This window comes from Rhizobium etli CFN 42 (assembly GCF_000092045.1).
Classification (GTDB): Bacteria; Pseudomonadota; Alphaproteobacteria; order Rhizobiales; family Rhizobiaceae; genus Rhizobium; species Rhizobium etli.
In genome coordinates this window covers 351,654-374,115 of sequence record NC_007765.1, presented here as the reverse complement: position 1 = coordinate 374,115, position 22,462 = coordinate 351,654, and the positions used below count along the sequence as shown (strand labels likewise).

25 protein-coding genes and 1 riboswitch are annotated in these 22,462 nt (G+C 61.5%); of the genes, 16 read left to right on the top strand and 9 right to left on the bottom strand.

The annotated features are described in order from the left end of the window. Window positions 1–206 precede the first annotated feature (206 nt). The 12 genes from RHE_RS25795 (at window position 207) to RHE_RS25740 (ending at window position 11,067) form a co-directional block, all read left to right on the top strand. Entirely contained in the window at window positions 207–791 is a 585-nt protein-coding gene (locus tag RHE_RS25795) for a DUF1349 domain-containing protein (protein ID WP_011428193.1), read from the top strand. Between the two features lie 95 nt (window positions 792–886). Continuing rightward, window positions 887–983, top strand: a riboswitch (TPP riboswitch). Between the two features lie 40 nt (window positions 984–1,023). Continuing rightward, window positions 1,024–1,827: a hydroxyethylthiazole kinase gene (gene thiM, locus RHE_RS25790; protein ID WP_042119898.1), complete on the top strand. Its 804-nt coding sequence runs from the start codon at window positions 1,024–1,026 to the stop codon at window positions 1,825–1,827. Further along, window positions 1,824–2,459, top strand: a complete 636-nt coding sequence (thiE, locus tag RHE_RS25785) for a thiamine phosphate synthase (RefSeq protein ID WP_011428190.1) — start codon at window positions 1,824–1,826, stop codon at window positions 2,457–2,459. The genes thiM and thiE overlap by 4 nt, the downstream gene beginning before the upstream one ends. Further along, on the top strand, window positions 2,456–3,289 hold the full coding sequence (gene thiD, locus RHE_RS25780; protein WP_011428189.1) for a bifunctional hydroxymethylpyrimidine kinase/phosphomethylpyrimidine kinase: 834 nt from the start codon (window positions 2,456–2,458) through the stop codon (window positions 3,287–3,289). Before thiE ends, thiD begins: the two co-directional genes overlap by 4 nt. 204 nt (window positions 3,290–3,493) lie before the next feature. Beyond that, window positions 3,494–3,973 carry a GNAT family N-acetyltransferase gene (locus RHE_RS25775; protein ID WP_011428188.1) on the top strand — a complete coding sequence of 160 codons (480 nt, stop codon included), beginning with the start codon at window positions 3,494–3,496 and terminating at the stop codon, window positions 3,971–3,973. A gap of 24 nt (window positions 3,974–3,997) precedes the next feature. Beyond that, entirely contained in the window at window positions 3,998–5,020 is a 1,023-nt protein-coding gene (locus RHE_RS25770; protein WP_011428187.1) for a glycoside hydrolase family 3 N-terminal domain-containing protein, read from the top strand. A gap of 43 nt (window positions 5,021–5,063) precedes the next feature. Then, the gene (locus RHE_RS25765; RefSeq protein WP_011428186.1) at window positions 5,064–6,710 is read left to right on the top strand and encodes an ABC transporter substrate-binding protein; all 1,647 of its coding nucleotides are present in this window, start codon (window positions 5,064–5,066) and stop codon (window positions 6,708–6,710) included. 56 nt (window positions 6,711–6,766) lie between these two features. Beyond that, window positions 6,767–7,744 (top strand): ABC transporter permease, encoded by a 978-nt coding sequence (locus RHE_RS25760; RefSeq protein ID WP_011428185.1) that lies wholly within the window; start codon window positions 6,767–6,769, stop codon window positions 7,742–7,744. Window position 7,745: 1 nt separating this feature from the next. After that, window positions 7,746–8,624 (top strand): ABC transporter permease, encoded by an 879-nt coding sequence (locus RHE_RS25755; protein ID WP_011428184.1) that lies wholly within the window; start codon window positions 7,746–7,748, stop codon window positions 8,622–8,624. Then, window positions 8,621–9,424 (top strand): ABC transporter ATP-binding protein, encoded by an 804-nt coding sequence (locus RHE_RS25750; protein WP_011428183.1) that lies wholly within the window; start codon window positions 8,621–8,623, stop codon window positions 9,422–9,424. Before RHE_RS25755 ends, RHE_RS25750 begins: the two co-directional genes overlap by 4 nt. After that, window positions 9,421–10,320: an ABC transporter ATP-binding protein gene (locus RHE_RS25745; protein ID WP_011428182.1), complete on the top strand. Its 900-nt coding sequence runs from the start codon at window positions 9,421–9,423 to the stop codon at window positions 10,318–10,320. Before RHE_RS25750 ends, RHE_RS25745 begins: the two co-directional genes overlap by 4 nt. Before the next feature lie 69 nt (window positions 10,321–10,389). Continuing rightward, window positions 10,390–11,067, top strand: a complete 678-nt coding sequence (locus RHE_RS25740) for a spermidine synthase (protein WP_011428181.1) — start codon at window positions 10,390–10,392, stop codon at window positions 11,065–11,067. 6 nt (window positions 11,068–11,073) lie between these two features. On the opposite strand, the gene RHE_RS25735 is transcribed toward RHE_RS25740, so the two are convergent. The 3 genes from RHE_RS25735 to RHE_RS25725 all read right to left on the bottom strand — a co-directional run bounded on the left by RHE_RS25735 (window position 11,074) and on the right by RHE_RS25725 (window position 13,125). Then, the gene (locus RHE_RS25735; protein ID WP_011428180.1) at window positions 11,074–11,868 is read right to left on the bottom strand and encodes an HpcH/HpaI aldolase family protein; all 795 of its coding nucleotides are present in this window, start codon (window positions 11,866–11,868) and stop codon (window positions 11,074–11,076) included. A gap of 62 nt (window positions 11,869–11,930) precedes the next feature. Next, window positions 11,931–12,131, bottom strand: a complete 201-nt coding sequence (locus RHE_RS25730) for a hypothetical protein (RefSeq protein ID WP_020923173.1) — start codon at window positions 12,129–12,131, stop codon at window positions 11,931–11,933. Between the two features lie 85 nt (window positions 12,132–12,216). After that, complete coding sequence (locus RHE_RS25725) at window positions 12,217–13,125, bottom strand: choline sulfate utilization transcriptional regulator (protein WP_042119897.1); 909 nt, start codon at window positions 13,123–13,125, stop codon at window positions 12,217–12,219. Between the two features lie 95 nt (window positions 13,126–13,220). Here RHE_RS25725 and betC point away from each other — a divergent pair, with 95 nt between their 5' ends. After that, window positions 13,221–14,735, top strand: coding sequence for a choline-sulfatase (betC, locus tag RHE_RS25720; RefSeq protein WP_011428178.1), 1,515 nt, complete (start codon window positions 13,221–13,223; stop codon window positions 14,733–14,735). 8 nt (window positions 14,736–14,743) lie between these two features. On the opposite strand, the gene RHE_RS25715 is transcribed toward betC, so the two are convergent. Both RHE_RS25715 and RHE_RS25710 read right to left on the bottom strand, forming a co-directional pair. Next, window positions 14,744–15,604 carry a sugar phosphate isomerase/epimerase family protein gene (locus RHE_RS25715; protein ID WP_011428177.1) on the bottom strand — a complete coding sequence of 287 codons (861 nt, stop codon included), beginning with the start codon at window positions 15,602–15,604 and terminating at the stop codon, window positions 14,744–14,746. Between the two features lie 67 nt (window positions 15,605–15,671). Continuing rightward, the gene (locus RHE_RS25710; protein WP_011428176.1) at window positions 15,672–17,042 is read right to left on the bottom strand and encodes an amidase; all 1,371 of its coding nucleotides are present in this window, start codon (window positions 17,040–17,042) and stop codon (window positions 15,672–15,674) included. A gap of 269 nt (window positions 17,043–17,311) precedes the next feature. Here RHE_RS25710 and RHE_RS25705 point away from each other — a divergent pair, with 269 nt between their 5' ends. Next, on the top strand, window positions 17,312–17,587 hold the full coding sequence (locus tag RHE_RS25705) for a hypothetical protein (RefSeq protein WP_187331742.1): 276 nt from the start codon (window positions 17,312–17,314) through the stop codon (window positions 17,585–17,587). Between the two features lie 108 nt (window positions 17,588–17,695). Beyond that, window positions 17,696–18,133 carry a DUF1810 domain-containing protein gene (locus tag RHE_RS25700; protein WP_011428174.1) on the top strand — a complete coding sequence of 146 codons (438 nt, stop codon included), beginning with the start codon at window positions 17,696–17,698 and terminating at the stop codon, window positions 18,131–18,133. A 36-nt stretch (window positions 18,134–18,169) separates the two neighbouring features. On the opposite strand, the gene RHE_RS25695 is transcribed toward RHE_RS25700, so the two are convergent. Continuing rightward, window positions 18,170–18,676: a hypothetical protein gene (locus RHE_RS25695; RefSeq protein ID WP_011428173.1), complete on the bottom strand. Its 507-nt coding sequence runs from the start codon at window positions 18,674–18,676 to the stop codon at window positions 18,170–18,172. Between the two features lie 257 nt (window positions 18,677–18,933). Between RHE_RS25695 and RHE_RS25690 the strand changes: the two genes are divergently transcribed. Beyond that, window positions 18,934–19,452, top strand: a complete 519-nt coding sequence (locus RHE_RS25690; RefSeq protein WP_011428172.1) for a tetratricopeptide repeat protein — start codon at window positions 18,934–18,936, stop codon at window positions 19,450–19,452. Window positions 19,453–19,563: 111 nt separating this feature from the next. Here the strand turns inward: RHE_RS25690 and RHE_RS25685 are convergent, their stop codons facing one another. The 3 genes from RHE_RS25685 to RHE_RS25675 all read right to left on the bottom strand — a co-directional run bounded on the left by RHE_RS25685 (window position 19,564) and on the right by RHE_RS25675 (window position 22,459). Continuing rightward, window positions 19,564–20,127 (bottom strand): hypothetical protein, encoded by a 564-nt coding sequence (locus tag RHE_RS25685; RefSeq protein WP_011428171.1) that lies wholly within the window; start codon window positions 20,125–20,127, stop codon window positions 19,564–19,566. 67 nt (window positions 20,128–20,194) lie between these two features. Beyond that, window positions 20,195–21,499, bottom strand: a complete 1,305-nt coding sequence (locus RHE_RS25680; protein ID WP_011428170.1) for an ATP-binding protein — start codon at window positions 21,497–21,499, stop codon at window positions 20,195–20,197. Window positions 21,500–21,514: 15 nt separating this feature from the next. Next, entirely contained in the window at window positions 21,515–22,459 is a 945-nt protein-coding gene (locus tag RHE_RS25675; RefSeq protein ID WP_011428169.1) for a type II secretion system F family protein, read from the bottom strand. Window positions 22,460–22,462: the final 3 nt, after the last annotated feature.

The following is a 22,462-nucleotide window of genomic DNA, read 5'->3' as shown; positions in this document are numbered from 1 at the left end:
CCACAATTATGTAATTCATATTTTTGTAACAGAATAAGAGATGAAGTAATCGTGTCAAGCGGAAGCCCACGGATTATGTCGTGAGACGAGGGTCTCGACGGCCAACACCGCCGAACCGCGGGCGGCTGGCCGCCTTCGCGAAGCACGCGCATTATGCGGGCGCGAAGAATCGGCAGCGCCCGCGGCTTCAATAAAGCGAGGATGGAATGGACATCGATTTCAACGACGGAAAATGGCTGAACGAACCGACAAGCTGGCACGCCGACGCAACCGGTCTGACGCTGACGACAGGCGAGAAGACCGATTTCTGGCGGGAGACCTATTACGGCTTCACCCGCGACAGCGGCCACTTCCTCGCCTTCCCCACCGCCGATAGCTTCACCGCCCAGATCCGCGTGCAAGGCGAGTTCCGCACCCTCTACGACCAGGCCGGCTTGATGGTGCGCCTCGACGAAAAACGCTGGGTCAAGACGGGCGTCGAATTCACCGACGGCGAAGCCTTCCTCAGCACCGTCGTCACCGACGGCAAGTCCGACTGGTCCGTTTCGCAGCCCTTCAAGGAACTTGAGGATTTCCACATCCGCGTTACCGTCGCAGCCGGCGCGCTACGCATTCAGGCCTCCAGCGACGGCAGCCGCTGGCCGCTGCTGCGGTTAGCGCCCTTCCCGATTGCCGACAGATATGAGGTCGGGCCGACCGCCTGCACGCCGGAACGCAGCGGATTGACAGTGCAGTTTTCGGAGTTTTCAATCGGGGCAGCGATTACGACGGATCTGCATGATTTAAGTTGAGGAACGCTGTGATCCCTTCAACCAGCTTTGTCGGAAGGCAGGCGAAACGTCATTTTCGGGATGACAGCCGCGTCCTTCTCTGCGAAAAAGAGCGCGATGAGAGACAGGGGCGTTCGTCGACAGACGGGCTGAGAAGCACCCTTCGAACCTGAACCGGATAATGCCGGCGGAGGGAGTCGCTCGGGGCATCGCCGTCGACGCGCCCCGCGCCTGCCCCGCCTGAAAGGGCGCTATGCAGAGCAAAAAAACTTCGGGAGCCATGCTGGACGCGATGCGCGAAAAGCCGCCGCTCGTCCACTGCATCACCAATTATGTCGCCATGAACATCGCGGCCAATGTCCTGCTGGCATCGGGCGCTTCGCCCGCCATGGTGCATGCACCAGAGGAGGCCGGCGAATTCGCCGGCATCGCGAGCGCGCTGACTGTCAATATCGGCACGCTTTCGACGCAGTGGATCGACGGTATGCAGGCGGCGGCGAAGGCGGCGGCCTCAGCCGGCAAACCCTGGGTGCTCGATCCGGTCGCCCATTATGCGACCACCTTCCGTCGCCAGGCGGTCGCCGATCTGCTGGCGCTCAAGCCGACGATCATCCGCGGCAATGCTTCCGAGATCATCGCGCTTGCCGGCGGGGAGAGCCGCGGCCAGGGCGTCGACAGCCGCGATCCGGTTGAGCAGGCGGAGGATTCGGCCCGGCGGCTCGCGGAGCGGCAGCAGGCCATCGTCGCCGTCACCGGCGCCGTCGATTTCGTGACCGATGGCGAGAGAGCGGTGCGCATCAAGGGAGGATCGGTGCTGATGCCTGAGGTCACCGCGCTCGGCTGCTCGCTCACCTGCCTGATTGGCGCCTTTGCCGCCACAGCGCCCGAAGATCTGTTCGGGGCGACGGTCGCGGCACTCGCAACCTTTGCCGTCGCCGGCGAGGATGCCGCACTCGGCGCGGCCGGCCCCGGCTCATTCGCCTGGCGCTTCCTCGATGCGCTGGCTGCGCTCGACGGCGAAGCGCTGGATGCCAGGGCGAGAGTATCGCTCGCATGAAGGCTTTCGACCTTTCGCTCTATCTCGTGCTCGATCCGAATCTCTGCGCCCAGATCGGCATGGTCGAGACCGCGCGTCTTGCCGTTACCGGCGGCGCAACGATGGTGCAGCTGCGCGACAAAAGAGCCGGCACTTCGGAGATGATCCAGACCGGCCGCGCCTTGAAACAGGCGCTCGGTGGCACCGGCGCCCGCCTCATCGTCAATGACGATGTCGAGGCGGCGATCGCCATCGGCGCCGACGGGTTGCATATCGGCCAGGAGGACATGGATGCGCGCACGGCGCGGGAGCTGATCGGCCCCGAAATGATCCTCGGCCTCTCGGTCGAGACCGAGGCGCTCGCCGCTGCCGTCGATCCCGATCTCGTCGATTATACCGGCGTCGGCCCGGTGTTTGCGACACCGACCAAGGCCGACCACAAGCAGCCGATCGGCTTTGACGGCCTCGCCAGGCTGGTGCAGCTCTCGCCGGTGCCGTCCGTCGCCATCGGTGGGCTGAAGGCGGAGCATGTGGCCGAAGTCTTTGCCGCCGGCGCCAAGGGGCTTGCCGTCGTCTCCGCCATCTGCGGCACGCCGGATCCGGAAGCCGCCACCCGCCGCATCGCCGCAGAAATCCGAAAGGTCCCGGCATGATCCGCAACGTCCTCTCCATCGCCGGCTCCGATCCCTCAGGCGGCGCCGGCATCCAGGCCGATCTCAAGGCCTTTTCCGCCCGCGGTGTCTACGGCATGGCGGTGCTGACCGCACTGACGGCGCAGAATACGCAAGGCGTCACCGGCGTGCATCTAGTGCCGCCTCCATTCGTCGCCGAGCAGATCGATGCCGTGTTTGCCGATGTGCGCGTCGATGCCATCAAGATCGGCATGATCGCCAATGCCGAGATCGCCGAAGCCGTTGCAGCCGCACTTTCTAGAGCTCTGGCCACAGCCGAGGGCAACGGGCGCAGCATCCCTGTGGTCCTCGATCCCGTCATGATCGCCAAAGGCGGAGCCGCCCTGCTCGCACCCGAAGCGGTCGACGCGCTGACCCTCCGGCTGCTGCCGCTTGCCACGGTTTTGACGCCGAACCTGCCGGAGGCCGCCGCGCTGCTGCACCAGCCGGTCGCGACGAGCCGGGCAGAAATGGCGGCGCAGGCCGAACAGCTGCGCGCGCTCGGCCCGGCCGCCGTGCTGGTCAAGGGCGGCCATCTCGACAGCGACGAGAGCCCCGACGTGCTGGCCGCCGCCGACGGTCTGCACTGGTTCGAAGCCCAGCGGGTGCCTACCAAGAACACGCACGGCACCGGCTGCACGCTGTCGAGCGCGCTGGCTGCTGAACTTGCCAAGGGCGTCCCGGCGCAAGAGGCGGTCGCCCTCGCCAAGGATTACCTCGCCGGCGCGGTCGAAGCGGCCGGAAATCTCACCGTCGGCTCAGGCCACGGTCCGGTGCAGCATTTTCATGCACTCTGGAAAGACGGTGCATAAGCACTCAAATCGACAAACAGCTCCCATCGAACGGCCCGGATCTCCCCGGGCCGTTTTCGCTTGTGCCAACTACCCTGCATTGAGAGCGTAGCCAAAGCGGCTGCCGATCGAAAATCCCTGTTGACAAGCTCGGCAAGATCGCCAAGTCTATGACATAATAGGGGTATATATTCCGTAATAACGGAATCACAGGAGGAATGTCGGGTGCCGGACCTGCTTGTGAGCCTGTATTCCGCGAAATTCGCCGAGCTGAAACAGAGAGCCGACAGCGTCGGCGCCGCCATCCGCCCGGCCCTCCCCCCGGAACTGCATCTCGTCGTGAACTGGGTTCGCGAACACTTCAGCGAGAACTGGGCAAGCGAGATTTCGGTCGCCTTCTCCCGCCAGCCCGTCGCCTGCCTGATCGCCGTCGAAGGCGGAACGCTCCAAGGCTTTGCCTGCTACGACACGACGGCGCGCGGCTTCTTCGGCCCGACCGGCGTTGACCCGCAAGCGCGCGGCAAGGGCATCGGGCTCGCGCTGTTTTCCGCCTGTCTTGAGACGATGAAGACGCTCGGCCATGCCTATGCCTTCATCGGCGATGCCGGTCCGGTCGATTTTTACGCCAGGACCGCAGGCGCAATCACCATCCAGGCCCCCGACAAGGGCATTTACGAAGGCATGCTGAGAAGCATGCCGAAATGACCATCTGATCCCGGAGCACTAGACTTGCCCTCGACCCCGCTCGCCCTTTTTGTTGGCCTTCCCAATCCGGTTCTTTCGGATGATGAATTCGCGATGTTTCGCGAGACCAATCCGCTCGGCCTCTTCGTCGGCCGGCGCAATCAGCGCGAGCCGGAGCAGACCAAGCGGCTGATCGCACGCTTCCGTGAAGCCGTCGGCCGCGACGACGCCCCGGTCTTCACCGACCAGGAGGGCGGGCGCGTCCAGCACCTCGATGCGGGCCCCTGGCCGCTCTTCCGCAGCTTCGGCCAGTTCGCCGAACTGGCGCGCCGCGATTTCGAGCTCGGCAAAAAAGCATTGCGCCTTTCCTCCCAGGCAATGGCCGCGATGATGACGGAACTCGGCCTTTCCAGCGGCTGCTCGCCCGTTCTCGACCTCGTCTTCGAGACAACGAGCGCGGTTATCGGCGCCCGCTCCTTCGGATCCGATCCCGATGTCATTGCCGCCCTCGGCCGCGAGGTGGTCGACGGCCTGCTGGAGACCGGCAATATGCCTGTGATGAAGCATATCCCTGGGCATGGCCGCGCGACGCTCGACTCCCACAAAGAACGTCCGGTCGTCGATGCCAGCCGCGAGACGCTCATCGCTACCGATTTCAAACCCTTCGTCGCGCTGAAGGACACGCCTTGGGCGATGGTCGCCCACGTCGTCTATTCGGCCTACGACAGGGAATTGCCGGCCTCCGTCTCCCCGATCATGCACGACCTCATCCGCAAGGACTTGGGTTACGAGGGCGTGCTGATCTCCGACTGCATCTTCATGGAATCGCTTTCCGGGTCCCTGCCGGAACGCGTCAAACATGTGCTCGACGCCGGCTTCGACATCGCGCTCCATAGCCATGGCGACATCAGGGAAAGCGAAGCAGCCGCCAAGGCGGCGCGCCCGTTGACCGACGCCGCACTGCAGCGGATCGCCGCCGGCAAGGCCCGCCTCGGCAATCTCAAGATCGACTATCGGTCCGCCCATGCCGAGGTCGAAGACATATTTGCAAGCGCGTTGGCCTCCTGACCGGCGCGCCATCTCTCACCGTATAAAAGAAGGGGAATAAAACATGAAAAAATATCTTCTTGCCGTCGCCACGCTGACGCTGCTTTCGAGCTCTGCCATGGCGCAGACGATCCTGACGGCCAATATCGAACCGGCGACGACCTGGGTTCGCAACTTCAACCCGTTCAACCAAACCTCGGCGCGCCAGTCGACGCTCGACTTCATCTATGAGCCGCTTGTTATTTTTAATCGCTTCGACAGCAACAAGCCGGTCTATCGCCTGGCCGAAAGCTTCAAGCTGTCCGACGACCTGAAGAGCATCGAGTTCAAGCTGCGCCCCGACCTGAAATGGTCGGACGGCAAGCCGCTGACCTCAGCCGACGTCACCTTCACCTATGCCTACTTGAAGAAATTCCCGGCGCTCGACTTCGTCAGCATTTGGACGTTCGTTACCGACGTCAAAGCCGTCGACGCCCAGACCGTGCGCTTCACGCTCGCCAATCCGAGCTCGCTTGCCGCCGAGCAGATCTCGCAGCTGCCGATCGTTCCCGAACATGTCTGGAAGGACGTCGCCGATCCGGTCACCTTCGCCAACGAGAACCCGGTCGGCAGCGGCCCCTTGACCGAGGTTCCGCGTTTCACCGGCCAGACCTACGATCAGTGCCGCAACCCGAACTATTGGGACAACGCCCACCTGAAGGTCGATTGCATTCGCTTCCCGCAGCTCGCCGACAACAACCAGATCCTGACGGCAACGGCCGACGGCACGCTCGATTGGGGCGTCTCCTTCATTCCCGATATCGACAATGTCTATGTCTCGAAGGATCCGGCGCATTTCCACTACTGGTATTCGCCGAGCAGCATGGTCGCCTTCCTGTTCAACTTGGAAACCGCGAACGAGAATAACAAGAAGGCCTTCAACGACGTTAAATTCCGCCGCGCCGTGTCGATGGCGCTCGATCGCAAGGCGATGATCGACGTCGCCGGCTACGGCTATCCGACACTGAACGAAGACCCGGGCCTGATGGGCGAGCTTTACAAGAGCTGGGCGGATCCGTCCGTCAAGGCCGACTTCGGCAAGTTCGCCACCTATGACGCCGACGCCGCCAAGGCGCTGCTCGACGAGGCGGGCTACAAGGACAAGGACGGCGACGGCTTCCGCGACAATCCGGACGGCAGCAAGATCGCCTTCTCGATCATCGTTCCGAATTCCTGGACGGACTGGGTCGACACCGTCAACATCGCCGTCGAAGGCATGCAGGCGGTCGGCATCGACGCCAAGATCGAAACGCCGGAGGAAGCCGTCTGGACAGGCAACCTCATCAACGGCAGCTTCGATGCGGCGATCAACAGCCTGCCTGCCTCGGCCTCGCCCTATTATCCCTACAAGCGCGCCTTCAGTGCCTCGGACAAGGGCAAGACCCGCTTCACCGCGCAGCGCTGGTTCAACCCCGATGTCGAGAAGCTCGTCGTCGAATTCACCCATACCGCCGACCTCGCCCAGCAGAAGGACGCGATGAACAAGGCGCAGCGCATCGTCGCCGAAAACATGCCTGTCATTCCGGTGTTCAACAATCCGAACTGGTACCAGTACAACACCAAGCGTTTCACCGGCTGGTCGACCAAGGAAAATCCCTTCGTCAATCCGTCGATCTCGCGCACCAATTCGGCGCGCCTCTTGAACCTCCTGGCCCTGGAACCGGTCAAGTAATCATCATGGTTTTCGGGGGCGGTGTCGAACGCCGCTCCCGCCACGACGGAGTTTCCATGGCTTTTCTGCTTCGCCGTCTCGTCTTCTATATGGCGGCCTTCATCGCGGCAGCGACGATCAATTTCTTCCTGCCCCGGCTGATGCCGGGCGATCCCGTGCAGATCATGTTCTCGAGCGCCGGCGCCGAATTGCCGCCGGAAAGCCTGCAGGCGCTGAAGCTCACCTTCGGCTTCGTCGACGGCCCGCTCTGGCAGCAATATCTCACCTATCTCGGCAGCATCTTCACCGGCGATCTCGGCCGCTCGATCAAATATTTCCCACTGCCGGTCACCTCCGTGCTCGGCCATGCGCTGGTCTGGACGGTCGGGCTGATGGGAACCGCGACAATCATCAGCTTCGCGCTCGGCACCTTCCTCGGCATCGTCGCCGCCTGGCGGCGCGGCAGCAGGTTCGATGTCGTCGTCTCCGTCGGCGCGGTTTTTGCGACCTCGGTGCCGGCCGTCGTCACCTCGCTGATCGTGCTCTTCATCTTCGGTTTCACGCTCGGCTGGTTCCCGAACGGCTATGCCGCCGATCCCTCGCTCGATCCGGCCTTCAGCCTGCAGTATCTCGGCAGCGTCGCCTATCACGGCATCCTGCCGATGGTTACACTCTGCACCGTGCTGATCGGCGGCTTCACCGTCACCATGCGCAACAACATGATCAACCTGCTCGGCGAGGACTATATCGTCATGGCCCGCGCCAAGGGCCTGTCCGACCGCCATGTGATGCTCTGGTATGCGGCGCGCAACGCCCTACTGCCGACCGTCTCCAGCCTCGCCATCGCCATCGGCACCATCCTCGGCGGCTCGCTGGTGACGGAGGTCGTCTATAATTATCCCGGCCTCGGCAATATTCTCTACCAGGCGATCCTCGCCCGCGATTACCCGGTCATCCAGGGCCAGCTGCTGATCATGACCGCGACCATGCTGATCGCCAATTTCATCGTCGACGTCAGCTATGTCATGCTCGACCCGCGGCTGAAGGGAGCGTGAGATGAAGACCCTGCTTCGGAACCGCAAGGCGCTGGTTGGCCTTCTGATCATCGCATTCATCATCATGGTCGCGATCGCAGCGCCGCTGCTGACGCAATACGATCCCGCCGCCCGCACCGGCAGGCCGCACCAGCCGCCGTCGCTCGATCATCTGCTCGGCACCACCCGCATCGGCCAGGACGTCTTCGCCCGGCTGCTCTACGGCGCCCGCACCTCGCTTGCCGTCGGCTTCGGCGCCGGTCTGCTGATCACCCTCGTCGGCACGGCGCTCGGCATCATCGCGGGCTATCGCGGCGGCAAGATCGACGAGATCATCAGCTTTTTCACCAATATGGTGCTGGTCGTTCCCAACCTGCCGCTGCTGCTCGTGCTCGCCGCCTTCATCGGCCAGGCAAGCCCGCTGGTCATTGCGCTGATCCTCGGCGCCACCTCCTGGGCCTGGGGCGCCCGCGTCACCCGCGCCGAGACGCTTTCCGTCAAACACAAGGATTTCGTCAAATCGGCCTCGATGATGGGCGAGCCGCAATGGCGCATCATGACATTCGAGATCTTCCCCAATGTGATATCGATCGTCGGCATCAATTTCATCGGCAGCGTCATCTTCGCGGTCATCACCGAGGCGACGCTGGAATTCCTCGGCCTCGGCGATCCCAAGGCGATCTCTTGGGGCACGATGCTCTACAATGCCCAGAAGGCTTCCGCCCTTTCGGTCGGCGCCTGGTGGGATATCCTCACCCCCTGCTTCGCGCTCGCTCTTCTCGGCATCGGCATGTCGCTCCTGAACTTCGCCGTCGACGAGATCGCCAATCCGCGGCTGCGCACCGGCAATCATCTGAAGCGCTGGTCGCTGCTCGTCCGTTCCGGGGAGGGCCGCTTGTGACCCAGCCGCTATTGTCTGTGAGGAATCTTTCGATTGATTATATCGGCGAGGAGAAAGATTTCCGCGCCGTCGACGATGTCAGCTTCGATGTGGCGCCGGGCGAGGTCTTCGGCCTTGCCGGCGAATCTGGCTGCGGCAAGAGCACCATCGCCTTCGCCGTCAGCCGCCTGCACAGGCCGCCGGCGCTGATCCGCAAGGAGAGCCGCATCCTGCTCGACGGACGCGACGTGCTCGGCCTCGACCGGCAGGCGCTTGCCGCCTTCCGCTGGCGCGAAGTCGCCATGGTCTTCCAGAGCGCCATGAATTCGCTGAACCCGGTGCTGCGCATCGAAGCGCAATTTTATGACGTGTTGCGGGCCCATAAAGGCATGAGCCGTGCGCAAGCCCGCGAGCGCACCGCCGAGATGCTGACGCTCGTCGACATCGCGCCTGACCGGATGCGCGATTATCCCCACCAGTTTTCCGGCGGCATGCGCCAGCGCATCGTCATCGCCATCTGCATGGCGCTCGACCCGAAGCTCGTCATCATGGACGAGCCGACGACAGCGCTCGACGTCGTCGTTCAGCGCGAGATCCTGCAGCGCATCAACGAATTGCGCCGCCGCTTCGGCTTCTCCGTCCTCTTCATCACCCATGATCTCGGACTGATGGTCCAGTTCTGCGACCGGATCGGCATCATGCTGTCCGGCAGGCTGGTGGAGCAAAACACCGCCGAAGCGATCTACCGGACGCCGCGGCACGAATACACGAAGAAGCTCTGGGCTTCCTTTCCCTCGCTGCATGGAGGCGTGCTGCTATGAGCGAAGCCATCCTTGCGCTCGACACGGTGACAAAGACGTTCGGCCACGGCGCCTCCGCCGTTCATGCTGCCCGCTCCATCTCGTTTTCGCTGCGCGCTGGTCGGGCGCTGGCGCTCGTCGGCGAATCCGGCAGCGGCAAGACCACCTGCGCCCGCATGGCGATGCGCGAATATCTGCCGACATCAGGCCGCATTCTCTACAAGGGCCGGCCGGTCGAGACGGCGAATTCCGCCGAAATCGCCCGCTACCGCCGCTCAGTGCAGATGATCTTCCAGGATCCCTTCGCCTCGCTGAACCCCGCCCATACCATCGCGCACCATCTCCGCCGGCCGCTGAAGCTGCATCGCCCGGACATCAAGGGGACGGAGATCGACGTCACCACCCGCGAACTGCTTCAGCGCGTCAGGCTCGATCCCGATCTCGTCGCGCCGAAATATCCGCATGAACTCTCCGGCGGCCAGCGCCAACGCGTCAACATCGCCCGCACGCTTGCCGTCAAGCCGGAGGTGATCGTCGCCGACGAGCCGACCTCGATGCTCGATGTTTCGGTGCGTCTCGGCGTGCTCAACCTGTTGAACGAGATGAAGCAGGAGCTGAATCTCGGCCTGCTCTACATCACTCATGATATCGCCACTGCCCGTTATGTCGCCGAGGATATCGCCGTGATGTATGCCGGTCAGATCGTCGAATGGGGCAGCACCGCCCGAGTGATCGACAATCCTCTGCATCCCTATACCAGGCTGTTGCTCTCGGCCGTGCCGGATCCCGACGTCCAATTCGACGATCCGAAGGCGCGGCTGAGGCCTAATGAGGTCGACGAGATCCGCCGCCGTTCGGCCGCGCCGCAGGACGATATCGTCGAAGTGGAGCCGGAGCATTTCATGCGGATGGTCTGACGCCGGTTTGCTGGTTTCGCTCGTCTGCCTGTGCTAGGGGACGGCTCTTTCATGTGAGGCGAAACCGTCATGCTGCCCTGGATCCAGCTCGATTCGGCGACCATTCCCGGCGAAGGCGGCGAGTTGCGCCTGAAGCGGCGCGGCAGCGAGTTCTCGATCATGCTCGGCGCCAACGAGTTGATGAACAGTCGTCTCAGCGGCTCGGAAGAAGCCCTTGCCACACTGTCCTGGGAGCGGATCAAGACGCATCCGAAGCCGAGGGTGCTGATCGGCGGGCTCGGCATGGGTTTTACCCTGCGCGCCGCTCTCGCCGTCCTTCCCGATGATGCCGGCGTCACCGTCGCCGAACTGGTACCAGCCGTCGTCGCCTGGGCGCGCGGGCCGATGGCAGAGGTGTTCAACGGCTGCCTCGACGATCCGCGCGTCGGCATTCATCAAGGCGATGTCGGCGAGGCGATCTGCGCCGGCAAGAGCGCCTATGACGCGATCCTGCTCGATGTCGACAATGGACCGGATGGGCTGACCCGCAAATCCAACGACCGGCTCTATGATTTTAACGGCCTTCGCGCCGCCCGCGACGCGCTTCGCCCCGGCGGCGTACTCGCCGTCTGGTCATCCGGACCCGATCCGGATTTCACACGGCGTCTCAAGGACAGCGGTTTTTCCGTCGACGTCGTCAATACCCGCGCCAACCGCAAACGCGGCGCCCGCCACGTCATCTGGCTTGCAGTCAGATCGGCTGGCTGAACGTGCTTAGCTTCCCGAGGCGATCCTGCGGGCGGCGTTGATGGCCCGGCGGGCGCCGGCGCGCAGTTGCACGGTCTCGGCACCGGCAATGACCAGATGGAAGCCGAATTTCAGCAATTCGCCGGCCCGCTCGCCGTCGCCGGCATAGGCACAGGCGAACTTGCCGTGGGCGCGGCAGCGCGACACGGCATGCTGCATGGCGCTGTCGATCTCGGCGGCGTTCGGCGCCACCTGATCACCGTTCGACAGCGCGATCGAAAGGTCGGCGGGGCCGACGAAAATGCCGTCGATGCCGCTGACGCCAAGGATGCCGTCGATCGCGTCGAGAGCGGCGCGAGTCTCGACCATGGCGATGGCGACCGTGAGTTCGTTGGCGTTCTTGAGGTAGGCGTCGGCAGACAGGCCGGTATGGTTCAGCGCCAAGGACGGCCCCCAGCTGCGCTCGCCGAGGGGCGGATATTTCGTCGTCCGGACCAGGGCGCGCGCATCCTCGGCCGAATTGATCATCGGTGCGATGATCCCCGAGGCGCCGGCATCGAGCAACCGCGAAGCAGACGCAAAATCGCCGACGGGAATGCGGGCGATGGCCGGCTTGCCGGCAAGACGCGTCTGAGCGACGGCGTTTGCCGCCGACTGCATGTCCCACATGCCGTGCTGCATATCCAGCACGACGGCATCGAAGGCTTCCTGCGCCAGATGGTTGACGAGCATGGCGTCGGGAATGCCGACCCAGGCGGAAATCATGCCGCTCTGGTCCTTCCTGATCCGGTCCGCAAAGCCATCGATTTCAGCTGCGCTCATGCCATTCTCCTCATTTCGACAGGCCGTCAACGGCCGGATTGCCGCCAAACGGCAGCAGCAACTTATCCTCTGCGACGCCGCCGCGAGATGATGACGACCACAACGATGCCCGCCGCCGCCAGAATGGCGCCCCAGAGCATCCAGATCGGTTGGGCGATCATGAAACTGGATGCCGGATAGGGAAAATAGCCGCTTCCCTGCCCGATCCAGATCAGCCCAAGCAGGACCATAAGCAGTCCGATGACATATCCGATCATTCGCATGCATTCACCTTCTTCTTGGATTCGATCCCACAATGTCGATCGCCATCGCCGATGACAAGGCTTCTCCCCAGGAGAAATACAACCGCTACTCACCATTTCTCGTCACCTCATCCGACAGCCAGGCGCTGAGCCTTTCGCTGTGGACATTTGGAGATCGAGGCGGCACGAGCCAATAACCGCGGTCGGACGCCTCGAGCGGCGGGCCGGCTTCGACAAGCATGTGTGCCGAAAGAAGCGTATCGACGAGCCCCATCCAGCCGATCGCCACACCCTGCTCAGTGAGAGCGGCCTGGATGACCAGCGAATAGGTATTGAAACTGATATCGCCGCGGCCGGCATGGGTATCGCGCGGAACGGAGAACTCGGCAAGATATGTGCGCCAGTCGAACCAGGGCGATGGCAGCGGCGCGTCGAGATGGATCAGCCTTGCCTTGGCAAGCTGTCTCGGATCATCGAAAGGCCCGTTGCGATCGAGGAACCCGCGCGTGCAAACGGGCACGATGCTCTCCGGCAGCAGAAGCCTGCCGACGGCGCCGAATTCGTCGCGCGTACCGAAAACCACCGCGACATCTGCCTCGTCGCGAAATCCGGCTGCAAGCCGCTGCGTCGCGACAATCTGCATATCCGTTTCCGGGTGCAGACGGCGAAAGCCATCCATGCGTGGGATCAGCCAAAGTGCCGAGAAGGCATAATCGGTCCTCAGCCTCACGACTGGTCGTTGGGCCTCGACCCGGAAACTGCGGGCGAGTGCGTCGATGTCGCCGACTGCTTTTGCCGTCACCTCAAGAAGCCGCTCGCCTTCGACAGTCAGTTCGACCCCCCGCTGCCGGCGGCGCAACAGACTGACGCCGAACTGCTCTTCCAGCCGGCGGATCTGATAGCTGACGGCTGGCTGGGTTAGCCCGAGATGTGCTGCAGCCGCAGAAAGGCTCCCAAGCCGCGCCACCTCCAGGAAGAGGCGCATCCATCCGAGCTCAGGCGGTCGTTCTGACATAAAAATCCTTTTTCTCAGTTATCAGAAAAAGCTGTCTTTACAGCTGAGATGATAGGCGCTTCAATAAAATCGTCAAATAGCAAAAGGCAATTCACATGGCGCGCCCGAACATCCTCGTCCTGATGGTGGATCAGTTGAACGGGACCTTCTTTCCCGATGGCCCCGCGGATTTTCTTCACGCGCCCCACCTCAAATCGCTCGCCGAGCGCTCGGTGCGTTTCGCCAACACCTATACGGCAAGCCCGCTCTGCGCGCCGGCGCGGGCCTCCTTCATGTCCGGGCAATTGCCGAGTCGGACGCGCGTCTACGACAACGCGGCCGAATTTGCCTCCGATATCCCGACCTATGCCCATCATCTGCGCGCCGCTGGATACCAGACGGCGCTTTCGGGCAAGATGCATTTTGTCGGCCCCGACCAGCTTCACGGCTTCGAAGAACGCCTGACGACGGATATCTATCCGGCTGATTTCGGCTGGACACCTGACTACACCAAGCCCGGCGAGCGCATCGACTGGTGGTACCACAATCTCGGCTCGGTCACCGGCGCCGGCGTGGCCGAAATCACCAACCAGATGGAATATGATGACGAGGTCGCCTATCACGCCACGCGGAAACTGTACGACCTCTCGCGCGGCCATGACGAGCGCCCCTGGTGCCTGACCGTCAGCTTTACGCATCCGCACGACCCGTATGTCGCGCGCCGCAAATTCTGGGATCTCTATGAGGACTGCCCCGCCCTCGACCCGGCGGTTGAGCCGATCGCCTTCGAGCGGCAGGACCCGCATTCGCAGCGTCTGATGAAAGCCTGCGACCATCATGCTTTCGACATCAGCGGCGAACATGTCAGGCGGGCAAGACGCGGCTATCTCGCCAATATCTCCTATGTCGATGAAAAGATCGGCGAAATTCTCGACGTGCTGGAACGTAGCCGCATGGCCGACAATACGATCATCCTCTTCGTGTCCGACCATGGCGACATGCTCGGCGATCGCGGTCTCTGGTTTAAGATGAACTTCTTCGAAGGTTCGGCTCGCGTTCCGCTGATGATCGCGGCACCGGGCTGGAAGCCGAAGCGCATCGACCAGCCCGTCTCCACCCTCGATGTGACACCGACGCTCGCCGGCCTCGTCGGGATCGATATCGCCTCGCTGAAGCCGTGGACCGAGGGCTGCGATCTCGCAGCGCTTGCTCAAGGCACCGGCAGCCGCGGCCCCGTGCCGATGGAATATGCCGCGGAAGGGTCCGAAGCGCCGCTGGTCTGCCTCAGGGACGGACGCTACAAGCTCTCGCTGTGCGAGAAGGACCCGCCGATGCTGTTCGATCTTGAGACCGACCCGCAAGAACTCGAGAATCTGGCAGCCGATCCGGCGCATGCCGACACCTTGGCGCGGCTTGTCGAAAAGGCCGGGCAGCGCTGGAACCTATCCGATTTCGACGCGGCCGTGCGCGAAAGCCAGGCCCGCCGCTGGGTGGTTTACGCAGCGCTTCGCAACGGTGCCTATTATCCCTGGGATTATCAGCCGCTGCAGAAAGCATCGGAGCGCTACATGCGCAATCACATGGATCTGAATGTGCTGGAGGAAAGCCAGAGGTTTCCGCGTCAGGAATAATCAACTGCCTAAGCCGTCCTGAGCCCCAGCGCCTCGCGCAGGAAATCTTCGATGAACTGCTTTTGCAGCAGGATGCCGTCCCATTCGTCGGCGAAGAAGGGTGAGTCGTAGATCAGCGTGAAAGGGCCGGCATAGCCGGCTCTCTCGCACATCTCGAGGCATTTGCGGTAATCGTCTGCATCGAGGCCGGCAGCGCCGTAATCGGCCTTGGCGTGGCAGATTTCCGCCCGACCCATGATATCGGCGAGGCCTTCATATTTGGCGGGCGGAGCCCAATTGCCGAGGTCGCCGTTGAGTCCGACCTTGCCGTCCAGCCGGTCCAGCAGCCAGTTCATCTCGATGGGGGACGGCAGCAGATCGAACCAGTTTTCGACGACGACACGCACATTGCTGCCTTCCGCCTGTTCGGCCAGCCAGCCAAGATGTCGGGCGGCGCGGGCAAGGTTTTCCTGCGTCGGCTTCTGCTTGCCGGCGATGACGCGCATCCTTTGCGCCCCGAGTGCAGCCGCTATATCGATCCACTCTGCCATCCATCTGACATCGCGTTCGGCCGTTTCGGGATGGCTCGGATCGCCGTCCTCGACGAGCAGCGTCTGGAACAGCACGTTCGACGACACCATCGCATCGCTGAGTTCGCTTAGGTAAGCGGCATCGAGGCTTGGCAGATGGAAGGAGCAGACCTCCAGCCGGTGGATGCCGCGCGCAGCGAGCGCCGCCGGCATGTCGATCAGCGCCGCACCGCCGGGGCCGTAGGGCTCTTTCGGCGCCGCACTCTTGCCGGAATCGGGGCTATAGCCATAAACGGCGCCGAGCAGCCGATGGAGCGACCAGGTCGAAACCGCAAAGCATCCGTTCTGCAAAACCTGCACGTGCCGTCCTCCAGGATCTCCTCACGCCATCAATGGCAATAAACACCGGGCGGTTCAATTGCCAGTTTCAGACGAAATCGCCGCGGACGACCGCCTCCGCCGCAAGCGCGGCCCCCAGCAGCGCCTCGTCGCGACTGGCGGTCGCCGAAAGCAGCAGACCGACCGGCATGCCTGATTCACCCGTACCGCAGGGGATCGAGGCGCCGCACCAATCGAGGAAATTGCCGAGTGCGGTATTGCGCAGCGTCCTGTTATTCGTGGCGAAGAAGAGTTCATCATTTTCTTCCAGCGGCGCGATCGGCGGAGCGACATGCGCGACGGTGGGAAAGGCCAGTATACGGTCCCCCACGAGGCGGTCGACTCCCCCGATGAGGCGCCTGCGGGCTTCGAGGATCGCGATGTAATCGGGCGCCGTCGTCCTGCTCCCCAAGCGGGTGCGCATGACGACGCGATGGTCCATACGCTCTGCGTCCGGTCCCGCCAAACGTTCCTGGTGAAGGGCGAAAGCCTCCGCCGTCACCAGCGGACCATATCTCGTCATGAGATCAAGGATTTCGTTGAAGGCGGGAATGATGGTGCGGGAAACGGAAGCGCCGGCGCTTTGAAAGCGTTCCAAAGCTGCCTCGAAAGCAGCGACAACGCCGGGTTCAGCCGCATCGAAAACGACATTTTCGGGCACGAGCAATTCCAGCCCCCTCAAAGGACGCTCGATCACATCAGGCGCGGTCAGGCCGCGCATCGCCGCATCGATCCATACGGCATCCCTGACGCTGCGGCAGAGCGGGCCAAGCGAATCGAGGCTCTTTGCCAGCGGATAGACGCCGTCCATCACATGACGGCCTGATGTCGCCTTGTAGCCGACGATCCCGTTGAAGGCGGCGGGAATACGCACGGACCCGCCGGTATCCGTGCCCATCGCGACCGGCACGAGCCCGGCCGCGACGGCAACGCCGGCGCCGGACGAGGAGCCGCCGGGAATGCGCGGGAGATCGGTGCCGCGCGGATTGACTGGCGTGCCGTAATGCGGATTGATGCCAAGGCCGGAAAAGGCAAATTCGCTCATATTCGTGCGGCCTATGGCGACCATGCCCGCCCGCCTGAGGAGACCGACGATCGCCGCATCGCAGCTGGCGGGCGCCGTGGCGGCCAGAACGACGGACCCTGCCGTCGTCGGCAGGCCCTCAATGTCGAAAAGATCCTTCCAGGCGATCGGAATGCCGTCCAGCAGACCGAGCGAGCGCCCTTCCCGCAAACGTTTGGAGGAGGCACGCGCCTCCTCCATCGCCCGGCCTTCGAGCAATGTGGTGAAGACCGCCTTGTCGGCATAATTGGCGATGGATTCGAACACCGTCTCGGCCACATCGACCGGATCGGCGGCGCCGCTTTGGATGAGGACGGAAAGCTGGGCGACAGACATCGCACCGAAGGATTTACTCATGGGACGGTCCTGATGAGAGATGCCGCCAAGGACTAACCCGGATCATTCGAGCGGGCCAGAGCCTCACGATCTTTTACGTTTATTGGTACGAATTTTTGAACACTGAGTTTGAATATGGCCCCTTCAATTGCCACGATTGAAGACACACATGCATGCACGCATCGCGAGCCGGTTCGACGCGAGGGCGAGAGTTTACTCTTCGACCGGCCGCATGTGTTGCAGGAGTAATTATAATGACAGATTGTGAAACTTTAAGCCGTCGCCAGGATATGGTGACCCTCCACGTGAAAGAGGACCAAACTGCCGGTCCAGGCGAGCGCGACTATGTGGAACATGTCAGCGCCCAGAAACTTTCCGGTTTCGAGCGCATCGTCGTGGTCGCAGCGTTGGTTGTCTTGAGCTTTGTCGGTTTTGCCGCATATTCGTCTAGCGAGACGGATCCGGTGACGACATCGGCCATTGCCGCCACCCCTGGTGATACGCCGCACCATCAGCCTTACGGCCATTGCCGCGACAGCAGCCCCTATGCTGAAAGGGTCTGCTGACAGCAAGCCGACTACCCCGGGGCGATATTTTCGCCCAGGGGAGAAGTTTCTTCGCCAGGCACGGAGACCTCTGGCTCAAGCTGCGTTGACAGCAAAAGGGAGAGAACCATGGCCGGCAAGATCGATTACAATCTCGAACGTTTCGTCGATGCCCAAGACGGAATCTACGAGCAGGCGCTTTCCGAACTGAAAGCCGGACGGAAAACTTCTCATTGGATGTGGTTCATTTTTCCGCAGATCGCCGGTCTCGGCACCTCTGCAATGGCGGAAAAATATGCCATACGCTCGGCCGGGGAAGCCGCCGCCTACCTCGCTGATCCCACTCTCTCAAGCCGGCTGCTGCGCTGCGTCGAGGCGATTTTATCGATCGACGGCCGATCGGCCCATGACATCCTCGGCTCGCCTGATGATCTCAAGCTGCGCTCATCGATGACCTTGTTTGCGGCGATCAGCGATCACGGCTCGCCCTTCCATCGGGCAATCGAACGTTTTTATCAGGGAAAGTTCGACGAGCGGACGATCGAGATCCTCAGCGCCAAGCACTGAGCGGAGTTGATGAAGGACATGCGCCGCCAAGTTTTTCTACCGGGACGACATTGTACGCTTGATGATTGTTACATGGCAGCAAACGCAAGCCAAAAACACGGATATAAAAAGGACAGTCCCTAGCGGCGAGTAGGATAGCGGCAGGAACGACCAGTCGCCTCGCTGAAGCTGTGGCATCGCAAAGGCGGATAGGTCGGCTTGCGCGACTGCCGCCCGTCCCATGGTCAGACCGGTCGCGATCAGCGCGAGATGGGCATGGATGAACCCCGACCGGTAGTGTCTTTGCGGCTTCAGGGCCACTCGAATCCCAAAAATTGATGCAAGCATCAACAGGACGGTGGCACTCCAAATTCCAATGCCGGGTACCGCCAAAAGCAGATAAACCGGCTCGCGCATGACAGGAAGAATTGTCATATGCAGCCACCAGACGGAGGCGCTCGAGGGGAAGCTTTCCAAGAGCAGCATGCTGAGAATGAACATCGATGCTATCGCGTAAGCCAGTGATGGCCCAAGTCGCATCAGTGTGAAAATAGCGATCCGCATAGGGCGTCCCATCCTTTGACCTGAGAGCAGGGTAGGCGACGTAGATTAATTTTCTACTCTGAGAATCACCGAACGCATGATACCAACTTTGAATGGTTGGCATTTATCATGCTGACGCGTTCGGGCGTAGACCGCCTCTGTCGCTTTTTTGTGACTAATTGCTCAAATTCTTGAGTTGTTAGCTTTTTTTTACGATGATTCCCGGTGAGCGCATCCGGATCTTTGGTAAGAATATCTGATGGGGGATCAAATTGCCAATGTTGCAGATCAGAGCTGGGACCAAGTGCATCGCGTTTTTGATAGCGGCTGGAGCGATTTTAGCTGGTTGCCAGTCATCCAGCGATGGCCTCGCTGCTTATGGCGATAGTGCAAAGACCCTCGAGGATGACTCAGCCGTCGCCTTCTATAAGAACGACGAGTTGATAACCAACGGGAAATTGCAGTTCCAGGAAAAGAACTACGGAAAATCCTACGCCATCTACAAGCGAGCGGTTGATGTGTTTCCGCAAGATCCGGCCGCCTGGCTCGGCCTCGCGGCCTCGGCCGACATGGTTGCCCGCTTCGACACGTCGGACCGCGCCTACCAGCAGCTCTCCCGAATGATCGGCAACACCCCAGTCTATTACAACAATATCGGATACTCTCACCTGTTACGCGGTGACTTGCGTACTGCCAGGCGGTACTTCCTGAAAGCCTATGAGCTCGATCCCGGGAACGAAGTCACTGCCCGTAATCTCGAATTGATGAAGAACAGCGTGAAGTATGCTCAGCGCTGATAGGCCCCTCAGCGATCGGCAGTCTGTGTCGAGATGAGAGCGCCCTAGAATGAGCGAGGCAAGTCGTCCCTGGCCGGGCGATTGCCTTGGAGATTTCGGCGAAGTCGGTGTTTACCGAGCCTTTCGAAGGATGAGCTGGCCTTGCGGTGAGAGCGTTCGTTCGTAACGCGGCAGGTTATTGACTGGAATCCCGCCAGCTTCGATGGACGCAAGAGTGCTATCCAGCATTTGAGTTTCCGCTGGCATGCGAGGTGCGAAAAACTGCGCCGGCTCCTTGCCGGGCGCGCTCAGGACCAAAGCCGAGCCCATGCGTGCACCGCTGATGTCGTTGCGCATCCCCTCGTTCATCGACATGGACTTTTGCAGGCTATCCATCTGTTGACGGATAAGTGCGAGTTCGTCGGCCTTGGCGTTGGTCGCGATTTTGTCCGACTGCTTTTCCATTTGTCCTCTCAGGCCCTCAATGGACCTTTTAAGCGCTGCGATGCTCTCGCGGCTCTCGCGAACATCCGCTGAGTTTTTGGCAGTATAGATGAGAACGCCAGCATTCACGGGCAAGAGTATAAGGAGCAGACCGACGATGAGTGGGTTTCTTGAGGCTCTCGGCTCAATCACTCGCATGTTGCTTGGTCTCGCGCCGCCTGCTTCGCCGTCGATGCTCGGGATGCTGGTCATTCGTTTACTCCCCGTAAGTCGTTAACTGGATTGAATCAGGACGCCGCGCTCGGCGCAAGGTCCGCGATCATTCCGACGTGAATACACCTTCCCAGGCGCGGTCCAGCATATCGAGCGACGCGATTCTCTCTATGCCATTGAACTCGCAGTAAGAACCGACAAAATCCAAAAGATATTTCGGATGATAGCAAGACGCTAGCACATCGTCGTTGTACTTGCGATCGTAGAACAGGTGCAGGTCTGGATCACGGACGGCCAATCCGGCACCGCTGGCATAGGATTTGAAAATTCTGATGTATTCGTCACGCGAAGGCGTGTTCACATAGATCTTGTATTTGAGGCGCCGCAAGCCCGCCTCGTCGGAGAGGTCCTTCGGTGCGATATTCGTCGAAAAGACGACCAACTCGTCAAAGGGAACCTTGAACTTCTTGCCGGTGTGCAGCGTCAGGAAGTCGTATCCGCGCTCGAGCGGCACAATCCAGCGATTGATGAGCGCCTGCGGCGCCACTTGCTGACGCCCGAAGTCGTCGATGATGAAGACGCCGCCGGATGCCTTCAAGTGTATGGGCGCTTCATAGACATTTGGCCCGGCATTGAAGGTGAGATCGAGTTGATCGAGGGTCAATTCCCCGCCTGTCTTGATCACCGGACGGCGGCATTCGATCCATCGTTGATCTGCTTTCGGATGGGATTCCGCGTCAGCCTCCGATACTGGGTGATGCACAGCTTCATCATAGAAACTGATGACATGGCCGCCGACCTCGATGGCATAGGGCACCCAGACGGTTTGGCGAAACAGTTGCGACGTCCGTTCGGCGATGCTCGTCTTCCCGTTGCCGGGCGGTCCGTAAAGCAGGATGGAGCGACCGGAGTTCAGGGCCGGACCGAGCTTTTCGACCAGCGTGTGCGAGAGCACCAGCCCCTCAAGGCTCTCGGTTAGCCGCTCGGGGGTCACGCGTTCGTCATGGATGGACTGCAAAGAAATTTGCCGGCAGAACGCATCCAGCGACACCGGCGCTGGCCCGACATATTGGCTTTGACGCGACGCCGCCTGGGCATATTCGAACCCTTTCATTGACAGCGCATAGCGGACATCGGATCTCACATCCTCACCCGCCAGGCCGCGCGCCTCGAGATAGGCGAGTTTCACCAGTTCCTTGATCAGGATGTTGACGATCACTTTCGGCAATTTCATGCGCTCAGCGAGATGAGAGGCCGTGGTCGTATCCTGCTCGGCAGCACATTTTGCGGCCAGCCGGAGCAGGAACGACTGATCCAATCCCACTTGTTCTATGCTCGGCGGCGCCATCGGCATACGCGGATCGAGGGAAATGATGACCTCGTTACGATTCTGTTCGAGCGAATACTGCATACGACCTCGCTTGGCTCAACCGCCGGGTTTCATGCCGACGAGAAGACTGACGACACGCATAATAATGGGAACGAGAACGATGAGGAGGCTTACCGGAAAAAGGAAGGCGCCGAGCGGCAGCAGCATCTTGACGGGCAGAGCGTTCGCCTTTTCCTCCGCGCGAACCACACGCAGGTCGCGCATTTCGTTACTGTAGACCCGCAGCGTCTGCGTCACGCTGGTCCCGAGCTCCTCCGATTGGCGGAACAGAACGGAAAGGGCCCGGGCCTCGTCGATCCTCAGGCGGGTGGCAAGGTTGGCGAGCGCTTCGCGCAATCGCCGGCCGCCCCGCACTTCCAGCATCATGATCGACAGATGCAGGCCGAAGTCCTGCTGCTTGTCGACGAATTCGCGAGCAACCCGGTTCGCCGCCGCCTCGATGCTCATGCCCGCATCGAGGCAGACGATCAGCATATCCATGAAGTCGGGAAAGAGGCGGCGGTACTCCCTCTCCTTGGCGGCGCCACGCCGGTCGATATAGATGTTGACGAGAATGAAGGTTGCGCCCGCAGCAAACATGGCAATGATCAGGGCCGCCATCTGCGACATGGCTGGCGCGATCCGGTTTACGGCCCAGACCGCCGCGACGAGCATGCCGATACAGATCACCGCGCGAACGACCTGGAAAGTGGTGACGGCGCCGGCAGCGAAATACCCCGCCCGGATCAATCGGTTTTGGGTGGAGTTCACATTCGTGTCACGTCGCGTAATCTCGAAATAGCGACGGATCAGGCGGTTTTCCGCTTCACCGAGATCGGCAATCGTCGTATCGCCGAGTTGGAACTCCTCGCGGGCTGCCGCCGAGCTCTTCAACACCCGAACCGAGACCTCGCGCTGCCGAAAAAACAGTTCCGAGGCTGCTGCAGTAAAGATCAGGACCGCAAAGAAGACGATGAGGTAAATTCCATACTCACTCGACATGAC

Coding starts and splice junctions, on each gene's coding strand:
- RHE_RS25710 (WP_011428176.1), bottom strand. CDS start 17,042: ATGAGTAAATCCTTCGGTGCGATGTCTGTCGCCCAGCTTTCCGTCCTC.
- betC (WP_011428178.1), top strand. CDS start 13,221: ATGGCGCGCCCGAACATCCTCGTCCTGATGGTGGATCAGTTGAACGGG.
- thiE (WP_011428190.1), top strand. CDS start 1,824: ATGAAGGCTTTCGACCTTTCGCTCTATCTCGTGCTCGATCCGAATCTC.
- RHE_RS25695 (WP_011428173.1), bottom strand. CDS start 18,676: ATGCGGATCGCTATTTTCACACTGATGCGACTTGGGCCATCACTGGCT.
- RHE_RS25725 (WP_042119897.1), bottom strand. CDS start 13,125: ATGTCAGAACGACCGCCTGAGCTCGGATGGATGCGCCTCTTCCTGGAG.
- RHE_RS25680 (WP_011428170.1), bottom strand. CDS start 21,499: ATGCAGTATTCGCTCGAACAGAATCGTAACGAGGTCATCATTTCCCTC.
- RHE_RS25730 (WP_020923173.1), bottom strand. CDS start 12,131: ATGCGAATGATCGGATATGTCATCGGACTGCTTATGGTCCTGCTTGGG.
- RHE_RS25755 (WP_011428184.1), top strand. CDS start 7,746: ATGAAGACCCTGCTTCGGAACCGCAAGGCGCTGGTTGGCCTTCTGATC.
- RHE_RS25675 (WP_011428169.1), bottom strand. CDS start 22,459: ATGTCGAGTGAGTATGGAATTTACCTCATCGTCTTCTTTGCGGTCCTG.
- RHE_RS25735 (WP_011428180.1), bottom strand. CDS start 11,868: ATGAGCGCAGCTGAAATCGATGGCTTTGCGGACCGGATCAGGAAGGAC.
- RHE_RS25700 (WP_011428174.1), top strand. CDS start 17,696: ATGGCCGGCAAGATCGATTACAATCTCGAACGTTTCGTCGATGCCCAA.
- RHE_RS25685 (WP_011428171.1), bottom strand. CDS start 20,127: ATGACCAGCATCCCGAGCATCGACGGCGAAGCAGGCGGCGCGAGACCA.
- RHE_RS25740 (WP_011428181.1), top strand. CDS start 10,390: ATGCTGCCCTGGATCCAGCTCGATTCGGCGACCATTCCCGGCGAAGGC.
- thiM (WP_042119898.1), top strand. CDS start 1,024: ATGCAGAGCAAAAAAACTTCGGGAGCCATGCTGGACGCGATGCGCGAA.
- RHE_RS25760 (WP_011428185.1), top strand. CDS start 6,767: ATGGCTTTTCTGCTTCGCCGTCTCGTCTTCTATATGGCGGCCTTCATC.
- RHE_RS25705 (WP_187331742.1), top strand. CDS start 17,312: ATGGTGACCCTCCACGTGAAAGAGGACCAAACTGCCGGTCCAGGCGAG.
- RHE_RS25745 (WP_011428182.1), top strand. CDS start 9,421: ATGAGCGAAGCCATCCTTGCGCTCGACACGGTGACAAAGACGTTCGGC.
- thiD (WP_011428189.1), top strand. CDS start 2,456: ATGATCCGCAACGTCCTCTCCATCGCCGGCTCCGATCCCTCAGGCGGC.
- RHE_RS25690 (WP_011428172.1), top strand. CDS start 18,934: ATGTTGCAGATCAGAGCTGGGACCAAGTGCATCGCGTTTTTGATAGCG.
- RHE_RS25765 (WP_011428186.1), top strand. CDS start 5,064: ATGAAAAAATATCTTCTTGCCGTCGCCACGCTGACGCTGCTTTCGAGC.
- RHE_RS25795 (WP_011428193.1), top strand. CDS start 207: ATGGACATCGATTTCAACGACGGAAAATGGCTGAACGAACCGACAAGC.